This is a genomic window from Dechloromonas aromatica RCB (genome assembly GCF_000012425.1).
The window spans coordinates 2,180,232-2,196,544 of the sequence record NC_007298.1 but is presented as its reverse complement, the minus strand read 5'-3'; the positions used below and the strand labels follow the sequence as shown (position 1 = coordinate 2,196,544).

Here is a 16,313-nt window from a genome sequence, read left to right as displayed (position 1 = left end):
TCATACCCCCCAGAGAACTGGGTTGCCGGCCTTTATGGCGCGTTCGAGCATGTCGATGAAGGGGGCTGCGCGTTGGGCGAGACTAACCGGCGGCTCGTCATCGGGCTCGGTTTCGCTCGGGCTGGTGGCAGTTTCCGAGGAACTGGCCTTCTCGGCAGCGGTCGCTTGTTGCAGCGTCGCAACCGCTCCGGGCAACTGTTCGACCGTGATGATTCCACGCGCTTCATCCGGATTCTTGCCGAGCAGGAGCAGAATTTCCTTGCCGCTCTTCTCGTGCATGATCAGATCGGCATTGGTGGCGGATTTGAAAGTAATAAGCATGATGATTATTCCTCTGAGGGGATGTTGTCGCTGGTACGACGCGACAGGTGCTTGGTGCTTGTTGCATTGCCCGAGGTGTCGATGACGACCATGCGGCATTCGCGGCCGTCGGCATCTGGCACTGCCTCGATCCGGATGTTGGTGGCCGGGCGGTGGGCATTGGCAGCCAGCACGGATTCGCAGTGCAGCTTCTTTCTTGAGCAGAGAACTTCCTCGACAAAGTGATTGAATGCCTCGGCATGATTGGGCTCCAGAAAAGCGGCAAAGCGATGCCGGCCTTTCTGGGATCCCTTGGTGCCGAGCAGCACGGCGCCGGCCAGATTCATGTCGATGATGACGCCGAGCGGATCGAGCGTTATATAGCCGACCGGCGCGAAGTCATAGATATCGGCGTAGCGTTCACGCAGATTGTCTGATTCTTCATAGGCGTGGCGGAGCTCTTCGTTGCTCATGTCAAGTTCGATCTGGTGCACCTGCAGTTCGTGCACCAGTTGGGCGTTGTCCCAGGCGGTTTGCGGCTCCGGATGCGGCGATTGCAGTAAGCGGGCTTCGGCGCGATTGCGCACGCTGGCCGGGTTGGGGCGAGGGCGCCCGGAGCTTCGAATATCGGATTTCAGGTGAAATATCCGGTCATATTCGGTCTTGACGGCGGCGTAGCATTCGCATGCCCGGGCTTTCAGGCCGGGGCGATCCAGCACTGTGATATGGCCACGGCTGTACTCGATCAGGCCGGCTGCCTGCAGTTTTCCGGCAGCTTCGGTGATCGCCTCACGGCGCACACCGAGCATGTTGGCAATAAGTTCCTGCGTCATGTTCAGTTGATTGCCGGGCAGCAGGTCGAGGCTGAACAGAAGCCAGCGGCACAGTTGCTGATCGACTGCGTGGAAACGGTTGCAGACGATGCTTTGTGCCATCTGGGTCATCAGCGCCTGGGTGTAGCGTAGTGCGAGATGCTGCAGCTCGCCCCCCTGGTCGAGTTCCCAGCGGACGACTTCGACCTTGAGCCGGTAGGCGGCGCCGGCGCTCTGCACAACGACCCGGTGCGTGGTGGTTTCGCCGCCCAGCACCAGAGGAATGCCGACCAGACCATCGTTGCCGGTAATCGCCAGTTCGGCGGTGCCGCCTTTTCTGGTGGTGAAGATCAGGGAAACGATGCAGGTGATCGGGAAGTAGATGTAGCCAAACGTATCGCCGGATTCATAGAGAACCTGGCCCAGTTCGAGATGGACAAGATCAAGGTCATCTTGCAGGCGTGCGTAGTCATTGGTTGGCAGCGAGCCAAGAATGCGGTTCTGTTTCGGGCTGTATATCAATTCGGATGGCATCGCGCCTCCATTTTTATCCGCCAGGTACTTCTCGGAAATTTGATGACACAAATTGCTGGTGTCGATCGGTGTCAGGGGTTGTTTTGAACTTTCTCTAATGTGAGGCTGGCTTCGTTTGGCGCCAGTCATTTATAAAACCCCCAACCAATTTGCATGATACAGAACAAATCAAAAACGATATGTGCGCTCGCCAACATACAGAAAATTGTTTTTTCGCTAGTTTCTGTAGTTCCCCATTAACAACAAGGAGAACGACCATGGGCAAGGAAAAACACGGAACGAAGGAAGGCAAGAAACCGGCCGTTTTGACGCATAAGGAAAAGAAGGTGGCCAAGCAAATCAAGAAACAGGAGAAGGCCGCGCCACACCCGCTGATTCCTCGCTAAGTTTGTGCTTTGTCACGGTGCCTCCCAGTTTTTCAAATGTCGGGCAAGAATAGCCAATCACACAAGGTCGAAGACTGTATGGAAAATTACTCTGTGAGGCCCGCATCACCATTGCGGCAGGAGGATGTAATCGTTTCCTCCGAGGAAGAAGTAGAAAAGGAAAATCTTTTCCTGGATGCGTCTACTGCAGCAGAAAGGCTGACAAAACGGGCTGAGACAACGGCGCTTGCTGTAATAGCCGCCGAGGCAATAGTGCTGATGGCACTTTCAGCGGTGACGGCAGTTGCAGGCAAGTTGGATAACGCGGCTCAGGAAACCCTGCTTGTGGCGAAGAAGGCTGCTGAGAAAACGCTACAGGTGGCAAAGGATGACGCTGAGGAAACGCTGGCGCTTGCAAAGGAGGTGGCTAAAGAGCTACTCGAAGATGCCCGTAGAAAAAGCGAGAGGCATGGATCAGATTCCACCTAAGGGCCGCATAACGAATGAAAGGGACTTCCCCGTCCCGAACTAGCGGCGGAAGCCGCAGGCAGCGTGAGCTGCCATGATTGAGTTTCCACACTGAATCATTTGCTCGAAAGGGGAAGTCCATGAATATTGTCACTGTAGGCATCGATCTCGCCAAGAATGTATTCGCTTTGCATGCCGTTGACCAGTATGGCAAAGCCATTTTTATCAAGCCAAAAGTAGCGCGCGGCCAATTGCTGGAAATGGTCGCCCAGCTGCCGCCCTGCCTGATCGGCATGGAAGCCTGCTCCGGTGCTCACCATTGGGCGAGAGAGTTCAGCCGCGTCGGCCACACCGTGAAGTTGATGGCACCCAAGTTTGTGGTGCCGTACCGGATGAGCGGCAAGCGCGGCAAGAACGACGCCGCCGATGCCGCGGCCATCTGCGAGGCCGTCACGCGGCCGAACATGCGTTTCGTCCCGGTCAAGGATGTCGATCAGCAGGCCATCCTCTGCCTGCACCGCACCCGGCAAGGTTTTGTTGAAGAACGCACCGCGCTCTACAACCGCTTGCGCGGCCTGATCAGCGAGTTCGGCATTGTGCTGCCACAGAAAGTCGAACGCCTGCGCCGGGAAATCGGTGCCCACCTCGAAGCACTGCCCGGCTGGGCCAACCGCTGTGTCGGTGATCTGCTGGCTCACGCCGACCGACTGAATGAACACATCGACGAGTACGACAAAGCCATCGCCCTGGCCGCCAAACAAGACCAGCGGAGCCGGCAGCTCATGCAACTTCCTGGCATCGGCCCGACCACCGCCAGCGCCCTGGTTGCCAGCCTGGGCGGCGGCCACGACTTCAAGAATGGTCGGCAGCTTGCCGCCTGGGTCGGGCTCGTTCCCGGCCAATACAGCAGTGGCGGCAAAGCCCGGCTGGGCAGGATCACCAAGGCCGGCGACGCCTACCTGCGCAGTCTGCTCGTCATGGGCGGCCGATCTGTTCTCGCCGGACTCGGTGACAAGCAAGACCGCTTCAGTCGTTGGGCCAGAAATCTAGTCGAGCGACGCGGGTACTGGAAAGCGGCGGTTGCCATCGCCGCCAAGAACTTGCGACTCGCCTGGGCGGTCATGCACTACGGAGAGGAATTTCGGCGTATCGAAGATCTCGCCTGAAAAGCAAAAAGCGTTTGCAAGGAAAAACCTGAAAGGAATCACCGGCCGTTCGCTGGCGGCCCAAGACCAGCGAAGCACTGCCAGCGTTGATGTGAAGCGGGTTGGACCCGCGCGGGGAGCGCCTGATTAACTCAAGGGGAGGCAAGCGACTCCCGGCTAACGATTGAGGCCCCCGCGCGCGTCTTTCATCAGGGTCCGGGCAAAAGCCCAAGATGACCGGTTGTAGTACCGCAGTCCTTCACCTTCTCGCACCGACACGACAGGGTTCGATCAACAGTCAGAAAACAGGATCAGGAATGAAACGATAAAACTTCAGAACGCTTGCAAAGAATGGGGAAGCCCTTGTAGTTAGTTAACTGCCTTCCGCCACGTTCCAGAAACGCGCATAATTTGCATTATGTTAAATTATCTGCACAGAAAAAAGGATCAATTCAGATCCTCCTCCTTTACTGCCGGCAGATGCAAAACCTGGATACCTTCATCACGTAATGCATCGCACTCATCCGGAGTTGCCTGGCCACGAATCGGACGCTCCGGCGCTTCGTTGTAATGAATCTTCCGCGCTTCTTCCGCGAAGGCGTTGCCGACATCTTCGCTATTGCTGACGATTGTCTGAACCAAATGCCGGTAAAGTGCCATGGCTTGAGTGCCAACAGGCATCAAGGCCGTGCTGTTACCCGAACTCCTGGGTTTGGCGTCAGCACGTCGCTCCTCGGTAGCATGAGAAGAAATGGCTACCGCCGATGGGATGCGGTGAACTTTATGGCTATCGCACTGTGGGCAGCAAAGCAGACGGCGTTCAATCTGATCATCGAAGGCATCCGCGCTACGAAACCAGCCTTCGAATTTGTGATCGTTGTCGCAGCAGAGGTCGTAAATGATCATGTGTTCAATCTTAGTGCCGGACGGGAGTCGACTAAATCTCCAAATCCATTGCAGCACAAGCAAATCAATTAATAGAAATCGGGGGTTTCCCCCAGCGTTTCCCGGCGAGAACCGGCTAGTGCCTTTTTCGTTGGGGCGCGAATCATACCACCCTACACCAACGCTTCCTGATTGAGACTACAGAGTATTGAGAAGGCAACGGTGAATCCATACAGTAAGTTGCTATCCATACCCAAGGCAATGGCAATAGCGTGCGCTTATCCCCGATCTCGTGAAGAGATCAAGGTGTCGCAGAGCGTATTCTCGGTTTGCTTGAAATGGCCAGAAGGCCAGGCTTGGAAGCTTTGCAGTGTGTTGCCCGGTTCAAATACCCGAGGACCAGTCACTACCCTGCTCTGCAGAAGCTAATCGCTGATCCATTCAGCGCCCGGGCGCCAAAATCTTCTGTTCTCCAGACCGGAAAAAGAAGGGCAACTAATCAAACAAAACCGTTAGTAGCCGTCACGTACTCGATCAAGGATTTCAGCCGCCTCGTCAAACAGGTTGGCGTTACTGCTCACCACTTTTCCGAATGAGCCGAAGTATTTAGCAAACTCGTCCGGAGATAACTGAGCCTCTTCGGCAGCAGGCAGGCGACGTTCAGCGCGGCGGCGACGCTCGGCCCAACCGCCAGGTGGGCCAAAATCGAACTGGCGACGATCAGTCGTTGCTCTATGAACGGTCATTTTCGGCCTCTCTTTCCATTATGCCTTTACCATAGCTTCGATTGATGTAAGTTTCAATACGCGACCGTATTTAATCGAAGCAATTCATCGCATCCTGTGAAAACAATAAGCAAAAAAACCCGCACTTAGGCGGGTTCTCTGGACTTGCTTGGACTACGTCAAATGCTTGATTGGTGCCCGGGACGGGAATCGAACCCGTACACTCGAAGAGCGAGAGATTTTAAGTCTCTTGTGTCTACCAATTTCACCACCCGGGCTGGGTTGTCGATTATATCGGCATCCCGACATGAAAAAAGGGAAAGCGACCGGCGCTTTCCCTTTTTGAATTTGGAGCGGCAGAAGAGTCTCGAACTCTCGACCTCAACCTTGGCAAGGTTGCGCTCTACCAACTGAGCTACTGCCGCGTATTCTGGAGGCGCGGGCCGGAGTCGAACCGACCTACACGGATTTGCAATCCGGTGCATAACCGCTTTGCTACCGCGCCCCGCCTACTAGCTATGCATTACTAATTTCACTGCAGAAAAAACCAAAGGTTCTTTCCAAAATTCTGGAGCGGCAGAAGAGTCTCGAACTCTCGACCTCAACCTTGGCAAGGTTGCGCTCTACCAACTGAGCTACTGCCGCGTCAAACAGAGCGCGCATTATAGGCCAGGCAAGGCAAATGTCAACATTTCACCCCTACTTTTCTGCACTCCGTTTGAGGATTTCCGGCCATGCCATACGCAGGTAGTAGCCCATTGACCACAAGGTCAACAAGGCTGCGATCCAGATAAGCCAGTTGCCCAGCGATTTCATGTCGATACCTGACAATGGGGCATAGTAGAGAAGCATGGGCAGGGCGAGCATCTGGGCGGCTGTCTTGACTTTGCCCAGCATCGACACAGCGACGCTTTTTGCGGCGCCAATCTTTGCCATCCATTCGCGCAGCGCTGAAATGGTGATTTCCCGACCAATGATGATGGTGGCAATGATCGCGTCGGTTCTTCCCAGCTGGACAAGAACGATCAAGGCTGCGGCAACCATCAGTTTGTCGGCGACGGGGTCGAGAAAAGCGCCAAAGGCCGAAGTCTGGTTCAGCTTGCGCGCCAAATAGCCGTCGGCCCAGTCAGTCAGTGCGGCAGCCATGAAGATCAGTGTCGCGGCGACATCACGTTCATGCAGAGTCGCCCAGCCTGTTGGCAGGTAATAAATGGCGATCAGCAGCGGAATCGCTACGATGCGGAGCCACGTCAGGAGGATGGGAAGGTTGAAAGGCATGGTTCAGTGTAATGCGGAATGTATCTTCTCGGCCATTTCCCGACTGACTCCGGGAACTTCGGCCAACTGGTCGATGCTTGCCGCAAGTACGCCAGGAAGGCCACCAAAGCGCGCGACGAGCGCCTTTCTACGAGCCGGTCCTATGCCAGGCAGGCTTTCCAGCTTCGAGGTTTTTCTCGCTTTGCCGCGCTGGGCACGATGGCCGGTAATGGCAAAACGATGGGCTTCGTCGCGGATTTCCTGGATCAAGTGTAGTGCCGGATGTTGCGGCGGCAATTGTAACGGCTCCCGCCCCTCCGGGAAAATCAGGGTTTCAAGCCCCGGCTTACGTTCTTCACCTTTGGCGACACCGATCATCGGCAAATGGGTCAATCCGAGGTCGGCAAGCGCACTGAAGGCCGAGCTGACCTGGCCTTTGCCGCCATCAATGAGAATCAGATCGGGCGCAGTCCCCTCCCCGCCCGCGATGCTGTCGTAACGGCGACTGACCGCCTGACGCATGGCGGCGTAGTCATCGCCCGCCTGAATGTCGCGGATATTGAAGCGGCGATAGTCGCTCTTTTTCATGCGATTGCCTTCGTAGACGACACAGGAGGCAACAGTTGCTTCGCCCATCGTGTGGCTGATGTCGAAACATTCGATCCGTGCTATAGGCTCTGGAAGTTGCAAGGCATCCTGCAAGGCAGCAAGTCGTTGTTCTTGCTGGGCAGTCGCCTGATTTTTCGCCAGGATAGCCAGACGTGCGTTTTGTATCGCCATTTCGACCCAGGCCTTGTGGGTGGCGCCCCGCCCTTCCTGCACGGGCACTGGGCGGCCAGCCAATTCGGCAAGCGCCACTTCGGTTTCACCCGCCTCGTCTTCAGAAGGCAATGGATATGAAAGGATCCGTGCTGGTGCTGGATGGGCTGCGTAATGTTGGCGAATGAAGGCGGCACATGCATCCGATGGTTCGGAGTCAGCTGCATTCGTGGGGAAAAATGGTCGATCGCCGAGGTGCCTGCCGCCGCGGACCATGGCCAGATTGACGCACAGCTGCCCCGCCTCCTTGATTGCGACCAGGACGTCGACATCCTCTCCTTTACTGCTGGAGACAAACTGCTTTTCTTGAACCTGATGCAAAGACTGTATCTGATCACGGAATACGGCAGCCTGCTCAAAGGCCAGCTTGGCAGAAGCCTCTTCCATCGACTTGGTTAGGCGGCGGGTTACTTCCTGCTGCTTGCCAAGGAGAAACATTGCAGCTAACTGGATGTCGGCCGCGTAGTCGTCCGCCGATATGAAGCCCACGCAGGGGCCGCTGCAGCGCTTGATCTGGTAAAGAAGACAAGGGCGCGAGCGATTGGAAAAGACAGTGTCTTCGCACGTGCGCAGACGGAACATTTTTTGCATCAAATGAATGCTGTCACGTACAGCCCAAGAGGATGGATAGGGGCCGAAATAATCAGCCTTGCGGTCCGGATTACCGCGAAAGAAACCCAGTCGAGGAAACTTTCCCTTGCTCAGGACGATATACGGATAGGATTTGTCATCCCGAAACAGGATGTTGTAGCGCGGCGCCAGCGACTTGATCAGGTTGTTTTCAAGTAGCAGCGCTTCGGCTTCGGTACGGGTTGCCGTGGTCTCAATCGAAGCGATCTGACTGACCATGTGCGCAATACGCGGACTGGAGAGGTTCTCCCGAAAGTAGGAGGCAACCCGTTTCTTCAGATTCTTGGCTTTGCCGACGTAAAGCACATTTCCGCCTATATCCAGCATGCGGTAGACGCCGGGTAATTCAGTCAGCGTGGCCAGAAAGGCCTTGGCATCAAAACTCATGATTTAGGCGAGATGTGCCTTGACCCCTGCAAAGACCGCTTCAAAGCTCTCTCGTGTCAGTCGTCCGGTACGCCAGTTATAGCCGCTGCAATGGTAGCTGGTGACCAGTGTTCGCCCATCCGGCAGCTTGTGGGTGACATGGTGGCCAAATGGCAAGTCTTTTGCCTTGAGTCCGTACGTCCAGAGTAATGCCTGATGGGCAATGGCCCCCAGGACAACGATGATCTTCAACTTCGGCATGGCTGCCAGTTCGGCCTTCAGGTGGGCATTGCACTGGCGAATTTCCGCCGTCGTTGGCTTGTTGGCCGGCGGCAGGCAGCGCACGGCGTTAGTGATGCGGCAATTAGTAAGTTGCATCGTCGGATTGGCCCAGCCATCAGACCCAAGCGGTTCCGGACTACTGGCAAATCCGAAGCGATGCAGTGCCGGGTAGAGCAACTCGCCGGCGACGTCGCCAGTAAATGGACGTCCGGTTCGATTGGCTCCTTTTTCGCCCGGGCCGAGGCCGACGACGAGCAATTCAGCATCCAGAGAGCCGAAGGCGGGAACCGGCAAGGCATGCCAGTCAGGGTCGCGTTGACGAATGGTGGCCAGGTGTTCCGCCAGCCGTGAACAGGCGATGCAGTTGGTGGGATCTTGAAATCTTGACATGGCGGGAATGTTAGCATGGCGGCCATGCAGCTTCATTGGGACATCTTTTGCCGGGTTATCGACAACTACGGCGACATCGGCATTTGCTGGCGCCTGGCCAGGCAATTGGCGGTCGAACATGGCCGTCGAGTCAGATTGTGGGTGGATGATCCATCCAGCTTGCAGCCGCTGTGCCCAGCCGTCGACCCTGCAATTGATGGATATTCGTGCCACGGTGTCGAAATCCGTCACTGGAGAGAAAACTCCTTGTTTGACCGGCCTGCCGAAGTTGTTATCGAAGCCTTTGCCTGTGATTTACCGAATGCCTATCTTGCCTCGATGGCCAGCGCCGATCCAAAGCCCTGCTGGATCAACCTGGAATACCTGACTGCCGAATCGTGGGCTGATGGCTGTCACGGCATGGCCTCGCCCCACCCCTCTTTACCCTTGGTCAAGTATTTCTTTTTCCCGGGTTTTTCAGGGGCAGGAGGTGGCTTGCTGCGGGAAAAGAATCTGCTTGATGAACGTGATCGCAGCCTTCTTCAAAACGGAGGCAGCAGCGAGTTCGAAATCAGTCTGTTCTGCTATGACACGGCACCGATCGGAGGATTGATCGATGCGCTAGCAAAAATGTCCAAGCCTGTAACCTGCCATGTGCCACCGGGGAAACCCCTGGCAGCGGTCAGCACTTACCTTGGCGGAGCCGGGCCATGGCAGTGCGGAAATGCCTTGATCCGGCCTATCCCCTTCATGCCAATGGACGATTACGATCGCCTTTTGTGGCGATGTGATGTCAATTTTGTCCGCGGCGAGGATTCGTTCGTTCGTGCCCAGTGGGCCGGCAAGCCATTCGTCTGGCAGATATATTTTCAGGACGAAGATGCCCATCTGATCAAACTCGAGGCATTCCTTGAGCGCTATTGTGCCGGCATGAACAAGACTCTGGAGGCCGTGGTCCGCGAGATGTTCCTGGCGTGGAACACTGGAAGCAATGTCGAGTTGGCGTGGCTGAATTTCATGGCTAACTACGCGGATATTGCCCGATACAGCAAGCACTGGGCCGAAACTCAAGCCTCTCAGCCCGACTTGGCATCGGCCCTCGTCAAATTCTGTGCTGCCAAGGTATAATTTAACGTTATCCTTTTCCGATCTTAGAGAATCCCGTATGAAAACCGCAATGGAACTCCGCTCCGGCAACGTCATCATGGTTGGTGCCGACCCGCTCGTCGTTCAGAAGAGTGAGTACAACAAGTCCGGCCGCAACGCTGCCGTGGTCAAAATGAAGCTCAAGAACCTGTTGACCGGCGCCGCTTCCGAAGCCGTTTACAAGGCAGATGACAAGTTCGAAGTAGTTGTGCTCGACAAGAAGGAAGTGACCTACTCCTACTTTGCCGACCCGATGTACGTTTTCATGGATGCCGACTACGAGCAGTTCGAAGTCGAAGCCGAAAACATGACCGACGCACTGAAGTATCTGGAAGATGGCCTGGCTTGCGAAGTCGTTTTTTACAATGGCAAGGCAATTTCCGTCGAACTGCCGAACAGCGTGGTTCGTGAAGTCGTTTACACCGAACCGGCTGTCAAGGGCGACACTTCCGGCAAGGTCATGAAGCCGGCCAAGCTGGCAACAGGTTTCGAACTGCCAGTTCCGGCCTTCGTCTCTATCGGCGACAAGATCGAAATCGACACCCGCACCGACGAATACAAGAACCGCGTCAAGTAATCGGCGGTTTTTCAGCAGTGCAAGATTCGGGCAGCTTCGGCTGCCCGAATGCATTTCAGGCCATCAATTCGGCGATGGTCTTTTGGGCCGCCTGATAAGCCGGGTCTGCCTGAAGCACTTGCCAAGGCACGGCGGGCGTCTTGGGGATCAGCGCCTCGACCCGTTTGCCGCGCCGCAAATCGATTTCCGGCTTCCAGTTTTCCAGCACATCGCCGACAACATCAGGGGCATTACACACGAGCAGCATGTCGCAGCCGGCTGCGTAAGCTGTCTCGACCCGAGACAGCATGCCGCCGACCACACCGGCGCCGGCCATCGATAAATCGTCGGTGAAAACCGCCCCGTTAAATTTAATGTCATTTCTCAAATAACTTATCCATTTATTTGAAAATACAGCCGTATTGCAGTCCATGCAGTTGTAAATCACATGGGCAGCCATCACGCCATCCAGCGGAAGATTCCGGTAGGGAGCGATATCTTCCTGCATTGCTTCGAAAGCACGATCATCGACCGGCAGTTCGACATGCGAATCGGGGATGACATAACCGTGTCCCGGATAATGCTTGCCACAACTGCCCATGCCTGCCTGGCGCAGACCTTCACCTAGCGCAGCGGCGAGCGCGATTACCGCGTCCGGTTGGCGGTGGAAAGCACGATCGCCGATGACGCGTGAGGGGCCATAATCGAGATCAAGCACCGGTGTAAAGGAATAATCGACGCCACGGGCGCGAAGTTCGGCGGCCAGCACGTAGCCAGTCTGGCGGGTGGCGACAAGTGCCGCCTGCGGATCCCTATCCCAAAGTTTCCCCAACGTGGCCATGGGTGGCAGACGGGTAAAACCGTCGCGAAAACGCTGAACCCTGCCCCCCTCGTGATCAACGGCAATCAGCAGCGATGGCGAGCGCAAGGTATGGATTGCCGAACAGAGTTCTAGCAATTGATCCTGGTTGGCATAGTTTCGAGAAAACAGGATGATCCCACCAACCAATGAATGGCAAAGGCGTTCGCGATCAAGATCTGTCAGTTCGGTGCCAGTAATGTCGATCATCAGCGGGCCGAGCGGTAAATGCATCATGCATGCTCCAGAATCACGTAGGCGACGGCGTATTCGGCTTCGTCGCTGATCGAAAGATGGGCTCTAAGGTTTTTGTTTTTGAGCACTTCGGCGAGTTGTCCGTAGCATTCGAGTATTGGCTTGCCCAAATCGTCGTGGGTGACAGCAATGGCTGGCAAAGTTGCCGGCGGGCGTACGCCTGTGCCGAGTGCCTTGCTGAAAGCCTCCTTCGCGGCAAAACGCTTGGCGAGAAAGCGACCTTTGTCAGCAGCTTTGGAAAAATCAGCAATTTCCTGTGGAGTCAGCAGCTTGTCGAGCACCCTGTCGCCATGTCGCTCCCACATGCCACGCAAGCGGGCAACGGCAACGATATCCGTGCCGATGCCGTAGATCATTCGCCGCGTTCCGCTGCTTCGCGCATCAGAACCTTCATTTCGCGCACCGCTTCGCGTAGCCCAACGAAGACGGCGCGACTGACAATTGCGTGACCAATATGCAATTCGCGAATGCCGGCCAGCCTGGCAAGCGGTTGCACATTGTAGTAGTTCAGGGCGTGGCCGGCATTGAAGCGCATGCCAAGGTGGCGAATGGTCTGTCCGGCTTTGCGAATCTTGGCGATCTCAGCCAGCACGGCTGGCGCCTCAGCATCTCGGCCTTTATCGTAAAAGGCATGCGCATACGGACCGGTGTGAATTTCGCAGACACTGGCACCAATTCGTGCTGCAGCTTCAATCTGCTCCGGATCGGCATCAATGAAGACGCTGGTGACAATACCGGCGTCAGCAAGACGGGAAATCACCCCCTTCAACCGAGCCTCCTGGGCAAGGATGTCGAGACCGCCTTCAGTCGTCACCTCATGGCGACCTTCCGGTACCAACATGGCCATTTCCGGCTTCAGGCCACAAGCGATGCCGACCATCTCGTCGGTCGCCGCCATTTCAAGATTAAGTTTAATCTGCGTGGTTTCACGCAGGCGCCGTACATCGGAATCCTGAATGTGGCGCCGGTCCTCGCGTAAATGAACCGTGATTCCGTCAGCCCCCCCCAGATGAGCTTCAACCGCTCCCCAGACCGGATCTGGTTCGTAGGTCCGACGGGCCTGACGGATGGTCGCGATGTGATCAATGTTGACGCCTAGTTCAATCATAGCTCCTGCAACTCCTTGAATATTTTACGTGTTTCGAGTTCTTTACCTGCCAGATAATAGGCCATCAACATGCGCATCAGGGCCTTGGCCTCATGGCGGGTACGCGGATCGGAAAAATCCTCAGCATCAAGATCGAGCAAGGTCTTGCCTCGAACGACCTGCGTAGCCCCTTCCCCGTGATCAATTCGAACCGGCCCTTGTTCTATGCGGTAGGTGTAAAATGTATCAGGTTCGATTAAATTGGCATCGCTATCGTGATTCAGCGTCAAGCCATAGCCCAGTTCCTGAAGCAGCGCTTTCTCAAAGCAACGCAGATCTGCTTCGCGGACCTTGCCGCTTGGATCGGCAGCCAGAAGTGCCAGCATCTTGGCGTAGCTGGCAAACAACTGTTCATGGGCATCTTCGCGAGGCAGAAGGTGCATCAGCAGTTCATTTAGGTAGTAGCCGCAAAACAGGGCTTCACCGGCCAGTAAGGGCAGCCCACCTTGCCACTCTGCCTTCATCAGGGTGAGCACTTCGCCCTTGCCTGCCCATGCAATCTCTAGTGGCTGAAACGCCATTAACAGGCCGCGAATTGCGGAGCGTGGACGACGGGCGCCACGTGCCAACAGTGCCATGCGACCAAAATCGCGGGAAAACACTTCAACGATAAGACTAGTTTCCCGAAAAGGGTAGCTGTGCAGAACGTAAGCCGGCTGGCTGTCGACTTTGCTGCGCAGGTTCATTCGTAACCGAGACTCTTCAGCAGGCGCTCGTCATCGTTCCAGCCAGACTTCACCTTGACCCAGATTTCAAGATAAACCTTGCTGCCAAAAAGGCGCTCCATATCCTGACGAGCTTCGCTGGCGATGCGTTTCAGCGACTCTCCCCCTTTGCCAATCACAATGGCCTTATGCCCCTCCCGGTCGACAACGATGGCCGCGAATATCCGGCGCAGGTCGCCTTCAACCTCGAATTTCTCGATTTCCACGGCAGTGGCATACGGAAGTTCGTCACCAAGCAGGCGAAAAACCTTTTCACGGATGTATTCGGAGGCCAGGAAACGCTCACTTTTATCAGTCAATTCGTCTTCCGGGAACATCAATCCCTCATTGGGCAGATGTTTCCTTGCCTCAGCCAGCAATTCGTCAGTTTGCTTTCCTTTGGCGGCACTGATCGGCACTACCGCGGCGTAATCGTGATCGGCAGACACTTCAGCGAGAAACGGAAACAGGGAGCTGCGATCCTTGATCTGGTCCGTTTTATTAACAACCAGAATAACCGGCCTGTCCTTGGGCAGGAGCCTGACTACCGCCTTGTCCTTGGCGTCATAGCGCCCAGCTTCGATCAGAAAGAGTACGACGTCGACGTCGTTCAGCGTCTGGGTGACGCCTCGATTCATCGCACGATTCAGCGCGTTGGAAAATTTGGTCTGGAAACCCGGTGTATCGACGAAAACGAACTGTGCGTCGTCGTTGGTCAGAATACCAGTGATCCGGTGCCTGGTAGTCTGTGCCTTGCGCGAGACAATGCTGATCTTTTCACCAACCAGCCGGTTGAGCAGGGTCGACTTTCCGACATTGGGGCGGCCAACGATGGCGATATAACCGGAACGGATTTTTTTCATGCGAGGAGTTCTTTCAAGGCCTTCTCGGCCGCAACCTGTTCGGCGATACGTCGGCTGGAACCATGGCCAACAGTGCGCAAAGCGGGACTTTCTATTTCACAGGCGATTTCGAAACGCTGTTCGTGAGCAGCCCCTGTCGCCTCCAAGAGATGATATCGGGGTAGCGCCTTCTTGCGCCCCTGTAGCCATTCCTGAAGACGCGTCTTCGCATCCTTCTGGAATTGACCGGGCTTCAAATCATCCAGAAGCGGTGCAAATAGCTTTTCGATGACGGCCCGAGAAGCTTCAAATCCGGCATCAAGATAGATTGCGCCAAACAAGGCTTCCAACGCATCCGCCAGAATAGAAGGGCGCTGAGCACCGCCGCTTTTTAACTCGCCTTCGCCAAGACGCAGGAATGCGCCGATATTCAACTCTAAAGCCAGGCGGTGCAGGGTTTCTTGTCGAACCAGATTAGCCCGCAATCTGGAAAGATCACCTTCCGGCAAGTCAGGAAAGCGATGATACAAAGAGGCCGCAATGACGAAATCCAAAACGCCATCACCAAGGAATTCCAGACGCTCATTATTCGGAGTGCCAAAACTCCGATGGGTCAACGCTGTCCGAAACAGCGCTTGATCCGAAAAACAGTGGTTGAGCTTCTTGGCTACGGACTGCGAAGTCATTCCTTATTACCCAGCGGTCGACCCTTTGTAGTCGATCAGCAGGCTGACATTCCAGAACAGGGGAATACGCTTTTCATAAGCAAATTCGATAACGATCCTGCCGCCATCCTTGGAAATATCGAGTTGACTCGACTTGAAATCCAGCATGTCAATATCCGCAAACTTATCAAAAGTCTTACGTACATCGGCCACGGTTGAATCAGCTCCAACTTGTGAAACGGTGCTCTTCGCATCCTTCAGAATCTTGGTGTACTCAATGTAAGTCGGCACCACTTTCATACCAAGGACCGCGACCAGAACGAGCACAACACTCCAGAACAAAAGCCCGGAGAGCGCAACGCCACGTTGATTTTTCATCTCTTTTCCCCTTAGCGGAATGAGCCAATCCGGCTGAAATCACTGAAATTCAACCAGATAAAGAATGCCTTGCCGACAATATTTTCCTCGGGAACAAAACCCCAGGCGCGGCTATCTCGGCTGTTGTCCCGATTGTCCCCCATCATGAAATAGTGACCGAGAGGCACTTTACAAATCACCCCCGTCGCATTGTAAGTACAATTTTCTCGATGCGGAAACCTTGCAGCATCTGCAACGAAGGCCGGGGCATCGGTATCGTTCAGCGCCCGATGCTCTACCTCACCCAGTTTTTCCAGAAACTGTTCGGAGTAATACAGACGCTCCGGATGCAGATAATCACCAATTTTCTGTGTTTCGACAGACTGCCCATTGATAGTCAGCTTTTTATTCTGGTAAGCCACGGTATCACCGGGCAAACCCACAACTCGCTTGATGTAGTCCAGCGATGGATCCTCGGGGTAACGGAAGACCATGACGTCACCACGCTGTGGCGAATTGAAATCGATCACTTTTTTGTTGATCACCGGCAAGCGGATACCGTAGGTGAACTTGTTAACCAGAATGAAATCCCCCACCAGCAGCGTCGGGATCATCGATCCTGAGGGAATCTTGAATGGTTCAAACAGAAAGGAACGCAGCACGAAGACGATCAGGATAACGGGGAAGAAACTGGCGCCCCATTCGACCCACAATGGCTCTCTGGCATCCTTTGCACGTAATTTCCGAAATTTCAGGACGTCGACCGCATAAAGAATACCGGTCAAAACCAACAGGACAAAAAGAATCAGGGCAAAGTTCATTGCT

Annotated in this window: 20 protein-coding genes and 4 tRNA genes; 5 read left to right on the top strand and 19 right to left on the bottom strand. The window is 55.1% G+C overall.

Translation table 11 applies throughout. The annotated features are described in order from the left end of the window. Together DARO_RS10550 and DARO_RS10545 are read right to left on the bottom strand one after the other, a co-directional pair. Complete coding sequence (locus DARO_RS10550; protein ID WP_011287791.1) at positions 1-321, bottom strand: DUF1840 domain-containing protein; 321 nt, start codon at positions 319-321, stop codon at positions 1-3. 5 nt (positions 322-326) lie between these two features. Next, a complete protein-coding gene (locus DARO_RS10545; RefSeq protein WP_011287790.1) occupies positions 327-1,646 on the bottom strand; it encodes a helix-turn-helix domain-containing protein in 1,320 nt (439 codons plus the stop codon). A 257-nt stretch (positions 1,647-1,903) separates the two neighbouring features. Here DARO_RS10545 and DARO_RS23300 point away from each other — a divergent pair, with 257 nt between their 5' ends. The 3 genes from DARO_RS23300 (at position 1,904) to DARO_RS10535 (ending at position 3,645) form a co-directional block, all read left to right on the top strand. Further along, entirely contained in the window at positions 1,904-2,032 is a 129-nt protein-coding gene (locus DARO_RS23300; RefSeq protein ID WP_497463054.1) for a hypothetical protein, read from the top strand. Positions 2,033-2,068: 36 nt separating this feature from the next. Next, positions 2,069-2,500: a hypothetical protein gene (locus DARO_RS10540; RefSeq protein ID WP_198134134.1), complete on the top strand. Its 432-nt coding sequence runs from the start codon at positions 2,069-2,071 to the stop codon at positions 2,498-2,500. A gap of 119 nt (positions 2,501-2,619) precedes the next feature. Continuing rightward, the gene (locus DARO_RS10535; RefSeq protein ID WP_011287788.1) at positions 2,620-3,645 is read left to right on the top strand and encodes an IS110 family RNA-guided transposase; all 1,026 of its coding nucleotides are present in this window, start codon (positions 2,620-2,622) and stop codon (positions 3,643-3,645) included. Between the two features lie 426 nt (positions 3,646-4,071). Here DARO_RS10535 and DARO_RS10530 read toward each other — a convergent pair whose 3' ends face one another. The 9 genes from DARO_RS10530 to DARO_RS10490 form a co-directional block, all read right to left on the bottom strand. Beyond that, positions 4,072-4,530, bottom strand: coding sequence for a DUF1178 family protein (locus DARO_RS10530; protein WP_011287787.1), 459 nt, complete (start codon positions 4,528-4,530; stop codon positions 4,072-4,074). A gap of 491 nt (positions 4,531-5,021) precedes the next feature. Next, on the bottom strand, positions 5,022-5,255 hold the full coding sequence (locus DARO_RS10525) for a hypothetical protein (protein ID WP_041224328.1): 234 nt from the start codon (positions 5,253-5,255) through the stop codon (positions 5,022-5,024). Positions 5,256-5,426: 171 nt separating this feature from the next. Beyond that, positions 5,427-5,512 (bottom strand) — tRNA-Leu (locus tag DARO_RS10520). Positions 5,513-5,583: 71 nt separating this feature from the next. Then, positions 5,584-5,659, bottom strand: a tRNA-Gly gene (locus tag DARO_RS10515). Between the two features lie 6 nt (positions 5,660-5,665). Beyond that, positions 5,666-5,739: transfer RNA gene (locus DARO_RS10510), tRNA-Cys, on the bottom strand. A 64-nt stretch (positions 5,740-5,803) separates the two neighbouring features. Then, positions 5,804-5,879 (bottom strand) — tRNA-Gly (locus tag DARO_RS10505). Positions 5,880-5,933: 54 nt separating this feature from the next. Beyond that, positions 5,934-6,512: a CDP-diacylglycerol--glycerol-3-phosphate 3-phosphatidyltransferase gene (pgsA, locus tag DARO_RS10500; RefSeq protein WP_011287786.1), complete on the bottom strand. Its 579-nt coding sequence runs from the start codon at positions 6,510-6,512 to the stop codon at positions 5,934-5,936. A gap of 3 nt (positions 6,513-6,515) precedes the next feature. Next, the gene (uvrC, locus tag DARO_RS10495) at positions 6,516-8,327 is read right to left on the bottom strand and encodes an excinuclease ABC subunit UvrC (RefSeq protein WP_011287785.1); all 1,812 of its coding nucleotides are present in this window, start codon (positions 8,325-8,327) and stop codon (positions 6,516-6,518) included. 3 nt (positions 8,328-8,330) lie between these two features. Continuing rightward, positions 8,331-8,978 carry a uracil-DNA glycosylase gene (locus DARO_RS10490; RefSeq protein WP_011287784.1) on the bottom strand — a complete coding sequence of 216 codons (648 nt, stop codon included), beginning with the start codon at positions 8,976-8,978 and terminating at the stop codon, positions 8,331-8,333. 24 nt (positions 8,979-9,002) lie between these two features. Here DARO_RS10490 and earP point away from each other — a divergent pair, with 24 nt between their 5' ends. Continuing rightward, entirely contained in the window at positions 9,003-10,085 is a 1,083-nt protein-coding gene (gene earP / locus DARO_RS10485) for an elongation factor P maturation arginine rhamnosyltransferase EarP (protein ID WP_011287783.1), read from the top strand. Between the two features lie 37 nt (positions 10,086-10,122). After that, the gene (gene efp / locus DARO_RS10480) at positions 10,123-10,680 is read left to right on the top strand and encodes an elongation factor P (RefSeq protein WP_011287782.1); all 558 of its coding nucleotides are present in this window, start codon (positions 10,123-10,125) and stop codon (positions 10,678-10,680) included. 55 nt (positions 10,681-10,735) lie between these two features. On the opposite strand, the gene nagZ is transcribed toward efp, so the two are convergent. The 8 genes from nagZ to lepB are packed head-to-tail and all read right to left on the bottom strand — an operon-like array spanning position 10,736 to position 16,309. Further along, positions 10,736-11,755 (bottom strand): beta-N-acetylhexosaminidase, encoded by a 1,020-nt coding sequence (gene nagZ / locus DARO_RS10475; RefSeq protein WP_011287781.1) that lies wholly within the window; start codon positions 11,753-11,755, stop codon positions 10,736-10,738. Continuing rightward, on the bottom strand, positions 11,752-12,129 hold the full coding sequence (gene acpS, locus DARO_RS10470) for a holo-ACP synthase (protein ID WP_011287780.1): 378 nt from the start codon (positions 12,127-12,129) through the stop codon (positions 11,752-11,754). Before acpS ends, nagZ begins: the two co-directional genes overlap by 4 nt. Further along, entirely contained in the window at positions 12,126-12,881 is a 756-nt protein-coding gene (locus DARO_RS10465) for a pyridoxine 5'-phosphate synthase (RefSeq protein ID WP_011287779.1), read from the bottom strand. The genes acpS and DARO_RS10465 overlap by 4 nt, the downstream gene beginning before the upstream one ends. Beyond that, positions 12,878-13,606, bottom strand: coding sequence for a DNA repair protein RecO (recO, locus tag DARO_RS10460; RefSeq protein ID WP_011287778.1), 729 nt, complete (start codon positions 13,604-13,606; stop codon positions 12,878-12,880). Before recO ends, DARO_RS10465 begins: the two co-directional genes overlap by 4 nt. Continuing rightward, positions 13,603-14,487: a GTPase Era gene (gene era, locus DARO_RS10455; protein ID WP_011287777.1), complete on the bottom strand. Its 885-nt coding sequence runs from the start codon at positions 14,485-14,487 to the stop codon at positions 13,603-13,605. The genes recO and era overlap by 4 nt, the downstream gene beginning before the upstream one ends. Continuing rightward, positions 14,484-15,152 (bottom strand): ribonuclease III, encoded by a 669-nt coding sequence (gene rnc / locus DARO_RS10450; RefSeq protein ID WP_011287776.1) that lies wholly within the window; start codon positions 15,150-15,152, stop codon positions 14,484-14,486. Before rnc ends, era begins: the two co-directional genes overlap by 4 nt. A gap of 6 nt (positions 15,153-15,158) precedes the next feature. Continuing rightward, complete coding sequence (locus DARO_RS10445) at positions 15,159-15,509, bottom strand: DUF4845 domain-containing protein (RefSeq protein WP_011287775.1); 351 nt, start codon at positions 15,507-15,509, stop codon at positions 15,159-15,161. An 11-nt stretch (positions 15,510-15,520) separates the two neighbouring features. Beyond that, positions 15,521-16,309 carry a signal peptidase I gene (gene lepB / locus DARO_RS10440; RefSeq protein WP_011287774.1) on the bottom strand — a complete coding sequence of 263 codons (789 nt, stop codon included), beginning with the start codon at positions 16,307-16,309 and terminating at the stop codon, positions 15,521-15,523. Between the last annotated feature and the right edge of the window lie 4 nt (positions 16,310-16,313).

Coding starts and splice junctions, on each gene's coding strand:
- DARO_RS10550 (WP_011287791.1), bottom strand. CDS start 321: ATGCTTATTACTTTCAAATCCGCCACCAATGCCGATCTGATCATGCAC.
- DARO_RS10545 (WP_011287790.1), bottom strand. CDS start 1,646: ATGCCATCCGAATTGATATACAGCCCGAAACAGAACCGCATTCTTGGC.
- DARO_RS23300 (WP_497463054.1), top strand. CDS start 1,904: ATGGGCAAGGAAAAACACGGAACGAAGGAAGGCAAGAAACCGGCCGTT.
- DARO_RS10540 (WP_198134134.1), top strand. CDS start 2,069: ATGTCGGGCAAGAATAGCCAATCACACAAGGTCGAAGACTGTATGGAA.
- DARO_RS10535 (WP_011287788.1), top strand. CDS start 2,620: ATGAATATTGTCACTGTAGGCATCGATCTCGCCAAGAATGTATTCGCT.
- DARO_RS10530 (WP_011287787.1), bottom strand. CDS start 4,530: ATGATCATTTACGACCTCTGCTGCGACAACGATCACAAATTCGAAGGC.
- DARO_RS10525 (WP_041224328.1), bottom strand. CDS start 5,255: ATGACCGTTCATAGAGCAACGACTGATCGTCGCCAGTTCGATTTTGGC.
- pgsA (WP_011287786.1), bottom strand. CDS start 6,512: ATGCCTTTCAACCTTCCCATCCTCCTGACGTGGCTCCGCATCGTAGCG.
- uvrC (WP_011287785.1), bottom strand. CDS start 8,327: ATGAGTTTTGATGCCAAGGCCTTTCTGGCCACGCTGACTGAATTACCC.
- DARO_RS10490 (WP_011287784.1), bottom strand. CDS start 8,978: ATGTCAAGATTTCAAGATCCCACCAACTGCATCGCCTGTTCACGGCTG.
- earP (WP_011287783.1), top strand. CDS start 9,003: ATGCAGCTTCATTGGGACATCTTTTGCCGGGTTATCGACAACTACGGC.
- efp (WP_011287782.1), top strand. CDS start 10,123: ATGAAAACCGCAATGGAACTCCGCTCCGGCAACGTCATCATGGTTGGT.
- nagZ (WP_011287781.1), bottom strand. CDS start 11,755: ATGATGCATTTACCGCTCGGCCCGCTGATGATCGACATTACTGGCACC.
- acpS (WP_011287780.1), bottom strand. CDS start 12,129: ATGATCTACGGCATCGGCACGGATATCGTTGCCGTTGCCCGCTTGCGT.
- DARO_RS10465 (WP_011287779.1), bottom strand. CDS start 12,881: ATGATTGAACTAGGCGTCAACATTGATCACATCGCGACCATCCGTCAG.
- recO (WP_011287778.1), bottom strand. CDS start 13,606: ATGAACCTGCGCAGCAAAGTCGACAGCCAGCCGGCTTACGTTCTGCAC.
- era (WP_011287777.1), bottom strand. CDS start 14,487: ATGAAAAAAATCCGTTCCGGTTATATCGCCATCGTTGGCCGCCCCAAT.
- rnc (WP_011287776.1), bottom strand. CDS start 15,152: ATGACTTCGCAGTCCGTAGCCAAGAAGCTCAACCACTGTTTTTCGGAT.
- DARO_RS10445 (WP_011287775.1), bottom strand. CDS start 15,509: ATGAAAAATCAACGTGGCGTTGCGCTCTCCGGGCTTTTGTTCTGGAGT.
- lepB (WP_011287774.1), bottom strand. CDS start 16,309: ATGAACTTTGCCCTGATTCTTTTTGTCCTGTTGGTTTTGACCGGTATT.